7 protein-coding genes and 1 pseudogene are annotated in these 9,190 nt (G+C 57.4%); 6 read left to right on the top strand and 2 right to left on the bottom strand.

Going from position 1 to position 9,190, the window contains the following annotated elements:
• The first annotated feature begins 599 nt into the window (after window positions 1–599).
• The 4 genes and pseudogenes from DC522_RS31360 to DC522_RS35200 all read left to right on the top strand — a co-directional run bounded on the left by DC522_RS31360 (window position 600) and on the right by DC522_RS35200 (window position 5,110).
• Window positions 600–779, top strand: a complete 180-nt coding sequence (locus DC522_RS31360; RefSeq protein WP_116532377.1) for a hypothetical protein — start codon at window positions 600–602, stop codon at window positions 777–779.
• 2,548 nt (window positions 780–3,327) lie between these two features.
• A complete protein-coding gene (locus tag DC522_RS31350) occupies window positions 3,328–3,672 on the top strand; it encodes a dienelactone hydrolase family protein (protein ID WP_165820404.1) in 345 nt (114 codons plus the stop codon).
• A 266-nt stretch (window positions 3,673–3,938) separates the two neighbouring features.
• Window positions 3,939–4,211, top strand: a pseudogene (locus DC522_RS31345) (GYD domain-containing protein); the annotation flags it as partial.
• Window positions 4,212–4,942: 731 nt separating this feature from the next.
• The gene (locus DC522_RS35200; protein ID WP_165820403.1) at window positions 4,943–5,110 is read left to right on the top strand and encodes a hypothetical protein; all 168 of its coding nucleotides are present in this window, start codon (window positions 4,943–4,945) and stop codon (window positions 5,108–5,110) included.
• A gap of 243 nt (window positions 5,111–5,353) precedes the next feature.
• On the opposite strand, the gene DC522_RS31335 is transcribed toward DC522_RS35200, so the two are convergent.
• Window positions 5,354–5,896 (bottom strand): hypothetical protein, encoded by a 543-nt coding sequence (locus DC522_RS31335; RefSeq protein WP_116532372.1) that lies wholly within the window; start codon window positions 5,894–5,896, stop codon window positions 5,354–5,356.
• A gap of 655 nt (window positions 5,897–6,551) precedes the next feature.
• Between DC522_RS31335 and DC522_RS31330 the strand changes: the two genes are divergently transcribed.
• Entirely contained in the window at window positions 6,552–6,707 is a 156-nt protein-coding gene (locus tag DC522_RS31330) for a DUF1127 domain-containing protein (protein WP_116530854.1), read from the top strand.
• A 170-nt stretch (window positions 6,708–6,877) separates the two neighbouring features.
• On the opposite strand, the gene DC522_RS31325 is transcribed toward DC522_RS31330, so the two are convergent.
• Window positions 6,878–8,215, bottom strand: a complete 1,338-nt coding sequence (locus DC522_RS31325) for an aspartate aminotransferase family protein (RefSeq protein WP_116532371.1) — start codon at window positions 8,213–8,215, stop codon at window positions 6,878–6,880.
• Between the two features lie 153 nt (window positions 8,216–8,368).
• Between DC522_RS31325 and DC522_RS31320 the strand changes: the two genes are divergently transcribed.
• A complete protein-coding gene (locus DC522_RS31320; RefSeq protein ID WP_116532370.1) occupies window positions 8,369–8,917 on the top strand; it encodes a cupin domain-containing protein in 549 nt (182 codons plus the stop codon).
• Window positions 8,918–9,190 lie beyond the last annotated feature (273 nt).

The raw sequence follows: 9,190 nt of genomic DNA, 5'->3' as shown, positions 1-9,190 counted from the left end.
TAGAGCATCGTGCGGAAAAGTGGATCCGGTTATTCGCTGGCGCGGCCCTTCGGGTCGCCTGAACGATGCTCTCATTGAAGGAGAAAGCATCGGATCGGTCCCAACAGTGCAAATCTACTTTTCACGTCCGAGGCTGTAGGGCACAGGCGGAGGCACAGAGCATCTCGTCAGGAACAACGGTGTCGAAAACTTTGAGCCGAATGGCTTTCCCGATTTCAATTCCAGCAATCAAGTTCCCGCCTACGCTGTTGAACAAGACCAAGGCCTCTTCGACGAGAAACACCTTCTGCTTGAAGATGTCGCCATCGCCGTACTGGAGTTCGCCCTCAACAGTTATGAGGGTAAGATCCTTAGAAGGGACCAAATCGATCTTCGCGGCTTGCGCGTATCGAGACATGGTCCAAGTATCAACCAAGTATCAAGATGCTATGGCGCACAACGATTTCCCAAATGCCCAGATCGAACGACGTCTGATGCAGCTATCGCATCCCTACTCCGCACACGGAACGGGAGGAGTTTCTGCGCCGAATAGATGAGGAACAGGAGGCCTACAGCAACCTGAGAGATCAATGCTATGAGGGAGATTCGATAAGCATGGCGTGACAGCTGCCCTGGAAGAACAGGACCGCTTCCTCATAACTGTTGCCGGTCCCCTTGCCGAGATTATCCGCAACACGGCCCCGATAACCATGAAAGGTGCAGCTATCAAAGCCGCGTATCCGCTGGAATATCAGCAGCGCGAGATGTTCTGGACAGACAGACCAGAGGACCTCAATTGAGCCCACCAGGGTCTACGCCACTTCGTCAAGCGATTGGCAGCGCTCTCCCTCCCCGCCACCGATGCAGAGCACTCATGAAGCCCATGCTCTTATGGTCTTGGAGAGTGCCGCCATACCGGCAGTATTCTCCAAGCCAAGCGGTTACCGTGGATGGCCACACCTTCGCCGGCGGCAAGAAGCGGGCTCGTTCGCTACTGCGGGTGGCCTTGCGCAGAGTGATCACCAAGATCGCTGCACGCACGCAACAGTCGGATCTCAAAGCAACGCCAAAGTGGGTCGCGTGATTTACGGTCCACTTACTTCGGTTGGTATCTGACCACTAATTGGACCGGCAACCGGCGATCTAAAACGTGCCGTGCGCTCACATGTCGTCGTATATGTGCAACCGAATGTCGTAAATTGCCCAGTCGTCGGATCAAAGACAGGAACTAGGTTGTTGCTTTCGCCCGTGACAAACGGGTCCGGAACCGGGCGTGCGAAATTCGACAGACTATATAGATTCCATGGGGCTGAGCACCAATACGGGTAGGTTGTACATGTGGACGCATACAACCATTCGAATATTCTGGCCCCTGTAAATCTAGCCTGTGAGCCGCAACCGGTTCCGTAGATGTCACCACTCACCTGTGTCCAGTTGCCGCTTAAACCCAACGGGTATTGTTTGGAGTCCCCTGATAATCCTCGTGTCGTACCTGTAATCGTATCCGTTGTTGTAACGGCGGTGCCATACGACCCCCATGGCAATTGTATCCATGTTGACAGCAAGGGACCACCTGTATCACGATCAAGGCGTGTGATCCCCGCGACGACTATCCGTCCTCCTGTTCCACCACGGCCAAGGAAGTTCCTGTCGTGCTCTATCGTTGTACAGATGGGCTCGTAACCATTGGCATTACCGGTTGCGAGCGCCACGCTGACATCGATCTTCCATACACAAAGAAAGTCTTTGGTAGCGGAGATTTGCTTTCCGGTCTGAAGCACAAACTGCACCCAACCGCTACCGCCATAGCCAGTCTTAAAAAAGTTTGTATTCAGTTGAACACTGAAACTATCGGGAGTTTGTATTGTAGTGGTGGTACCCGGGCAGAGGCCGGGCGGCTGCACATCGGTAACGGTCCCGAGAGCAGGATCGGACTCTAGTTCAATGCCCATCAGGCCAAACTGAACGGGTACCGTGTACGGAGTGTATCTACCTGGTTTTAGGAAGAAGAAGGTTTCTCGATTTTGTATAGAAAGTGCTGGGGTAGGAGGCGGCAGCTTTTCGGTTTCTTCCTTTGTCGCGCAGGGTGTATCGCGCCATGCGCCATCCTTAAAAATCTGACACCCTACCTTTGCGGGTGGCAGTGGCAATGCGCCTCTCGCCCCTGGCGACAGGGCTTCGGATGGTCGCGAAGCAAGCCGACTGTAGGCTGATTCATTATCTCTTGCTGTCTGGTCTCTCGTAGCCTGAGAAACACAGACGTGATCCTGTGGATGGGCCAGCCGCCAGACAAAATCCTGAACGCATTCATCACTATCAGCTCTTACCCGCCGATTCGCAGCATTAGCGTTGTCGGTCCTAGCCTGTTCGCGCGTTTCCCGACTGACGCATATATGATCACCTTCGAAGGCTTCCCGCCAAACATAACCAGCAGCACACTCTTCTGACTGTGCGGCCGCGTGATTTCCTAGCGCAGATGCTGCAAGCGAGAAGAGCGCGATCCAGGTTAGATGTTTTAATATGAGGCCATGCCTTGCTTTTAGTCGCAGAGGAAATTGTCCCATGACTCTACCTCCTCAAAGGTAAGTCCAAGCCAGTCACTCATTGGCTCCCCGCGCCCATCAGATAAGGGTCAGGCCATGTGGAGCTTAAATCAATTGACCACTTTGGGTGATACAGGCAAATTAGGTTCAGCTTCTGGTATAAAAATGCGCTGTTGTGACCCTCGGCCGTTGGTGAAAAGAACCGCGCCATGGGACACAACGTTGGCGAGATCCTGCGGACTTCGGGCGTCCTCTCCTGGCAGGATGGCCGCGAAGCATGGGAAACCCGCAAGCGCCATTGGTGCGGGTAACGCGACAAGCCGCTTACTCTCTGTTGTTACATAGCTCGGCTCCTCCCGCCGCAGAGAAGGTTGAGTTCGAGAGTGCGCCTTGCCCGCTTGGGAGGCTTATGGAGCAGCGGGCACGTGCGCGGGGTGAAGACCCAAGACCAACTCCTGGGGATCATCTCCAGGGATACCTCGCGAAACCACAGGGGAACGGCCCGTCCGCAGCCGTGGTGGTGCTCCATGGCTGCGGACCGACCCCCTACGCCCAAGAAACCCTGCCGCAAGTTCTGGCTTCGTGGGGCTACCTTGCACTCTCGGTTGACAGCCTCACGACCTGTAGGGCCGAGCAAACTGCGCGAAGGATGCGGCGTCTGTAGACCGCGCTTTGGACGCATACGGTGGCCTCTACTATCTCGCGAGCCTGCCTCTTGTGGACCGAAACCGTGTCGGGGTTCTTGGAATATCTACGGGCGGCAATGTTTGTCCTCTCCGTAGCCGATTCTCTAGGAGGTTCAACGGTGGTCAACCCGGAGAACCTGACGTTCAAGGCCGGTGTCGCATACTACTCATGCTGCGCAACCTTCAGCGGCAAGATCATGTTCCCCCTACTGATCATGATCAGGCAAAACGATCAGTGGCATCTCGCACAGGCCTGCGAGGAACTGGCGGCGGGCCACACAAATGAAAGTGCGGCGACAGACCTCGTGGTTTATCGGGATGCTCATCATGGCGTCGTTGAGCCCGACTGGAGTGCGGCGCAGTCAGTTCTGGGCTTCCGGCTCGAACATAATGAAAAGACCGCTCAAGACTCACTGCGCCGTGCGCAAGAATTTCTCGCTCGCAATCTGGGCGGCTCACCGTAAGACCCATTAGAAGGTCTCCTTCACCCTGCTGGGTTGACGTGGGGTTTTGAACGAAACGTAGGGAGACGCCGATTACCACAAGCATGGAACGCCCCCTTGGCCTCCACGTTGTTCTGCCGATCCGGATCGGGAGAGCGATAGCAGGTGGGATACCTACATCGGCAACCTTCATCAGGAGCCGCATGGACCGCAGCAGGGCATGTGGGCCTGGAGCATGACGGCTACCCTTCCAGGGCCAAGGCTCCCGCTCCCTAGACCGCACTGAGTCAGTGGCTAAACTTTCTGAATCCCTCGGCGCGAAGTTGATCTCATGGTACATGACCACTGGCGAGTATGACTGGCTCCTCATTGCAGAAGCCCCCAACCCCGAGGCTGCAATAGCCGCTGCTATGGCAGCGACCGGAGGCGGTGGTGTCGAGACTATCAAGATCTTCATGGCCTTCAGCGGCCCCGAAGCCGTAGCGATTTTCCAGATGGCCCAGAACGCAGCTCGGAACTTGAATTTCAAGTCGGCTGGTCAACCTGCTCCCCGAGAGTAGATGGCTCATCCTCAGGTTAGGCCCCACTCCAGTAGGGCTTCTTCTTTCGGCTGAGCCACACAAGCCTTCCGCGAAATTCCGGCCCGACCGGCTCTCGAAAGCCCGATGCCGGCGTGATCAAGGAGGCTTCATCCGATCACGCCGGCATCGGGGTCTCGCGATCAGGGCAGTCCAGCGGACCAGGCCCTGAGAGGCCGTAGACTTCAGCCTAAGCCCGTCAGCAGCCGCTCCGAAGGTCTCCTTTGGCTGATGCTGATCCAGCCAGCGGCTGAGTTCTCGAAGAACCCAGCGCCGGGCCCGTCGTGCGGCGGATCGCTTCATCATCCCCTCCCGGTAATCCAGGGCGCGCTCAAGGGCGCGGTTTGATCGAGGTGTCGATGGTGACGAGATTCCCGGTGATCGGATCGAGAATGGTCATGGGCAGTCCTCTCCCGTTCAAGCAGACGGAGAACGCCGCATGCCTGGATTGGATCAGGGTCGCTTCAAGTTGTGGTTACGAGACAGTTACTGCGCTGGGACTCTCACAGCCCCAGAGCATGGTCGCCGCGATATGGTTAACGGGCCTTTAACGAAAACCCCGCCCGGCTGAGCATCGGGCGGGGTTTTGTATAAGCAGCCTGTCAGCTTTGTATCCGAGCAGGATCGAGCGTTAGTGTCGGCTCATTCAGCACGAGAATACTTCCTAAGCCAGAATACCTTGCTAAGCTGTTCACCAGCTTGGGAGGCCAACAATGGCTCAGTTCAGCAATTGGGCGGAGTTGTGGTGTCAGCTGTTCGGCTACTACAGCTGCTATCAGCTCTCGACACTTGAGACATTCGTGTTGGCAGGCTTGGCCTGCTTAGCAGCAGTCTTCGGCCTCATGAGCTTCTACCATCTGATTATCAAACTGACTGGGTAGCGGGGCACGGTAAGCCGTCACAAATCCCGATAGCTCCGCCGCCGCTTGGCCCCTGCCAGGGCCTCCAGTGCTGCGGCGGTTGATCTAAACCCCTTCAGGCGAACGTACGGGGTGTTCTCGAGGGTTGTCGCAAGGCGGCTCACCTGCCCCGCTCACCTGCCCCATGAGTTCAGCGACACGGGCCCTGCGTAATCCGATAGAAATCCAGTCTTCATGGTTCCCTCAATCGGGTTGATCCCTGTCTCAGATCCGATGATCCGGGGTCACGGGTGGCAGCTCGGGCCTCGGCTCAACGATCCTCTCGCTTGGGGACGCTTGGGTCGGCTGGGGGATTGCTGGTCCGGACGCCAGATGCTTTTCTAGCGCCGCAACCTGCCGCGCCAGGTTGTCGATGGCGGCTTTCAGAGCCAGAACGTCCGCTGCATCCGGAATGGTGGAGACGGAACCTGCCGCCCGGGGGGCCGCCGGCTCAGGAAGGCTTGGGTGAGACTCCGGCACAGCTTCAAGAGAGGGCTTTCGCCTCCTCCGGCGGGAAGACAGCATTCTTCGGAAAGCCTGCACAATCAGCCAGAGAACGCAGAAAGCGAGGAAAAGGGTGAGCAGCGTCGAAGGCAGGCTGTCGAACATGTTGTTGCCGTTCCTGAACGAACTAATCAAGGTCTGAGGCAATGCAACAATGATGTCCCGCGTTCCGGAACTCTTACAGCCCGCTACCGCACCGGGTCTGAGCCGGACCTTGTCAGTGGATTGTTGCAGGACCGGAACAGGGAGATTGTTGAAGAGCATTGCAATCTCGCTAGTAGCCTGGAAATTGCCGATCTGTTTGCTCAGTGGATCGACCGGATTGCGGAAACGTAGTACGGATCCGAGGCAAGGGATCTCCTTTGCCCCTTCGAAACCACTGTTTGGAGACCTTAAGCTAACCAGGGTCTCAGGTCCGGGAAATGTCAGAAGGAGCCCTTCACCCGCACGATCTGCTGCTTCTATCTTCTCAGCCGAGGCGAAGCATCTTCAAAGCCCATCATGCGCCTGTTCCTTCCGATGCACGGACCCGATCAAGAGAACTAATTGTCTGCTAGAGCATCGGACCCAAAAGTGGACTTGCACTTTTGGGTCCGATGCTCACTCTCTGCGGGAGCGCATCGTTGGGTGCGGAAAACCGGGTCCACTTTTCCGCACGATGCGCTAGGCTGAGCAGATCTCAAAATGGGAAGAGATCGCTAAAAGTAGGGAACCGGTAAAGGGGAACAAAGGACCGGGAGCCAACGTCGCGCTGCGCCCCCGCGCGTGTGATCACTGTTAAGCCGTTTGTTATGCCACTGAAGCATAACTGCCCTCAGGAATCCCTGCTCCTCAGGGCGCCCGTGCGTCCTTATATGCCGCATCGCAACAAGAGCAACGATCGCTGGTCAGGGTGACCAGCCAACTGCTGGGGCTTTCCATGTTCGTCACTTACCTCCTGTCCAAGATGCGCGCCTACAAGCTCTACCGTGAAACCGTGCGGGAGCTGGCGCAGCTCTCCGACCGTGAGCTGGCCGATCTGGGCATCGCCCGTTTCGATATCGCCCGTGTCGCCCGTCAGGCTGCTTTCGCGTAAGCCGCCACGGTTCTCGCTCCAAGACGCGCCCGCCATAGGGCGGGCGTTCGCTTGTTAGGCCCGCACCTGCCCACTCAACGGAGCCAAGAAAATATGGAGACCGTGTCCCGATCCGGACACGGCCTCAATTCGTCGTGCGGCAGTCTCAGACCCGGTCACTGGCGTCGAGATCAGGCAGCCCGCTTCAAGGCCTCAGACAAGGTCTCGACAATAGCGTCGATCTGAGACGTCTCGATGATCAGTGGCGGCGAGAGGGCAATGATGTCGCCTGTGACGCGGATCAGCAGCCCTCTCTCGAAGCAGTCGACGAAAGCATCGTACGCCCTGCTGCCCGGAGCTCCCGTGCGGCTTTCCAACTCGATGCCAGCGATCAGACCGATGGTCCGAATGTCGATGACGCTCGGCAGTCCTTTCAGCGCGTGGATTGCATCGTGCCAATAGGACTCAATCTGGGATGCGCGGGTGAGCAAGCCTTCTTCACGATAGATCGAGAGAGTCGCCAGTCCCGCAGCGCAGGCTGCCGGATGGCCTGAATACGTATAGCCGTGGAACAGTTCGATCTGGCTCTCCGGCCCCTGCATCAGCGCATCGTGCACCTTCCGGCTAGCGAACACGGCACCCATGGGGATGGCACCATTGGTCAGACCCTTGGCCGTGGTCACCAAGTCAGGGACGACGCCAAAGTAGTCGACAGCAAATGGCGCACCGAGCCGTCCGAAGCCTGTGATGACTTCGTCGAAGATCAACAGGATACCATGGCGGTCACAGATCGTCCGCAAGCGCTCAAGATAACCCTTCGGCGGGATGAGAACGCCGGTTGAGCCTGCCACAGGCTCGACGATCAAGGCTGCGATCGTTTCTGCTCCATGGAGAGCCACGAGGCGCTCGAGGTCATCCGCGAGCTCAGCCCCATGTTCGGGCTGTCCTTTCACGAAGACATTGCGAGCCGGATCATGGGTATGCCGCAGATGGTCAGCGCCGGGAAGCTGCGGGAACACGCGGCGGTTGTTCAGGATACCGCCGACAGTGATGCCCCCAAAGCCCACGCCATGATAGCCGCGCTCTCGCCCGATCAGGCGCGTTCTCGTGCCCTGACCAATGGCGCGCTGATAAGCGATGGCGATCTTCAGAGCGGTGTCGACGGATTCCGATCCCGATCCGGTAAAGAACACGCGGTCAAGACCAGCACTCGGCCCACCCGGTGCGATGGCGGCCAGACGCTCGGCGAACTCGAACGCAATCGGATGTCCCATCTGGAACGATGGGGCATAATCCATCATCGAGAGTTGCCGCCCCACCGCGTCTGCGATCTCGCGGCGGCCGTGACCAGCATTGACGCACCACAAACCTGCCGTGCCATCAAGGATCTGACGGTTGTCATCGCTCGTGTAGTACATCCCTTCCGCCCTCGCGAGCAGGCGGGGCGAGGCTTTGAACTGGCGATTTGCCGTGAAGGGCATCCAGTAACTGTCGAGCCGGAAGCTGTTGTGTCTTTGAGGAGCGTTCATGACCGTGATCCTTTCGATGGCAGATCATGGCCATGATCACGAGAAGGCAACAAGTCCTTTTCTTTGCTCCGCTAAGTATCTGATATTGCTAATCGCATTCCAGTATGTTTGTCTTATTTCGAACAACTGAAACACACGGTTTGCGGTGCTGAGATGGAATTCGATCTAGGCGGTCGGCTTCGCTATGTCCGGAGTCTCCATAACCTGTCCCAGCGCGAGCTCGCCAAGCGTGCAGGCATCACCAATTCGACGGTCTCATTGATTGAATCCAATCAAACCAATCCATCGGTTGGTGCGCTCAAGCGCATTCTGGATGGCATCCCGATTGGTCTGGCAGAGTTCTTTGCTCTCGAGCCGGAGAAGCCGAAACAGGCCTTTTATCGCTCCGATGAGCTGATCGAAATCGGAAAAGGCAAGATCTCCTTCCGCCAGGTCGGAAACAACCTGTTCGGTCGTGCGCTCCAGATCCTGAAGGAACGATACGAACCTGGCGCAGATACCGGCAAGGTTCCTCTGACGCATCAAGGCGAAGAGGGTGGCATTATTCTGAGCGGGCGCCTGGAAGTCACAGTCGACGACGAGCGGCGGATTCTTGGGCCGGGTGACGCCTACTACTTCGAAAGCTGGAGACCGCATCGCTTTCGATGCGTTGGCCCGGTGCCGTGTGAGGTTGTGAGTGCCTGTACGCCGCCGACATTCTAATCTCTCACGTTCAGACCGCGGTGGTCAGACAGCCTTGTCGGGTGCAGCGGCCTCAAGGTCCGACGCCATAGCATGGTATGCCGGAGCTATTGGATAGGGATTGCCAAAGCTGCAATCGCAAACTGCTCCACCGACATGGAGTAGTTTGCGATTGGACTGCTTGAGTATCGCAGCAGGAGCAGCGGCTTATGCGGCTTGAAAGCGCCACTCATCCTTGTAGCGATCGGCGGCGAGATCCTTGTGGGACACCTCCGGCACCCGACCGGAGATCAG

This window comes from Microvirga sp. KLBC 81 (assembly GCF_003075415.1).
Taxonomy (GTDB): Bacteria; Pseudomonadota; Alphaproteobacteria; order Rhizobiales; family Beijerinckiaceae; genus Microvirga.
This window is presented reverse-complemented; position numbering and strand designations above follow the sequence as displayed.

Excerpts from the sequence above, each read along its gene's own strand:
- DC522_RS35200 (WP_165820403.1), top strand. The coding sequence starts at position 4,943 with ATGGCTCAGTTCAGCAATTGGGCGGAGTTGTGGTGTCAGCTGTTCGGC.
- DC522_RS31335 (WP_116532372.1), bottom strand. The coding sequence starts at position 5,896 with ATGCTCTTCAACAATCTCCCTGTTCCGGTCCTGCAACAATCCACTGAC.
- DC522_RS31330 (WP_116530854.1), top strand. The coding sequence starts at position 6,552 with ATGTTCGTCACTTACCTCCTGTCCAAGATGCGCGCCTACAAGCTCTAC.
- DC522_RS31325 (WP_116532371.1), bottom strand. The coding sequence starts at position 8,215 with ATGAACGCTCCTCAAAGACACAACAGCTTCCGGCTCGACAGTTACTGG.
- DC522_RS31320 (WP_116532370.1), top strand. The coding sequence starts at position 8,369 with ATGGAATTCGATCTAGGCGGTCGGCTTCGCTATGTCCGGAGTCTCCAT.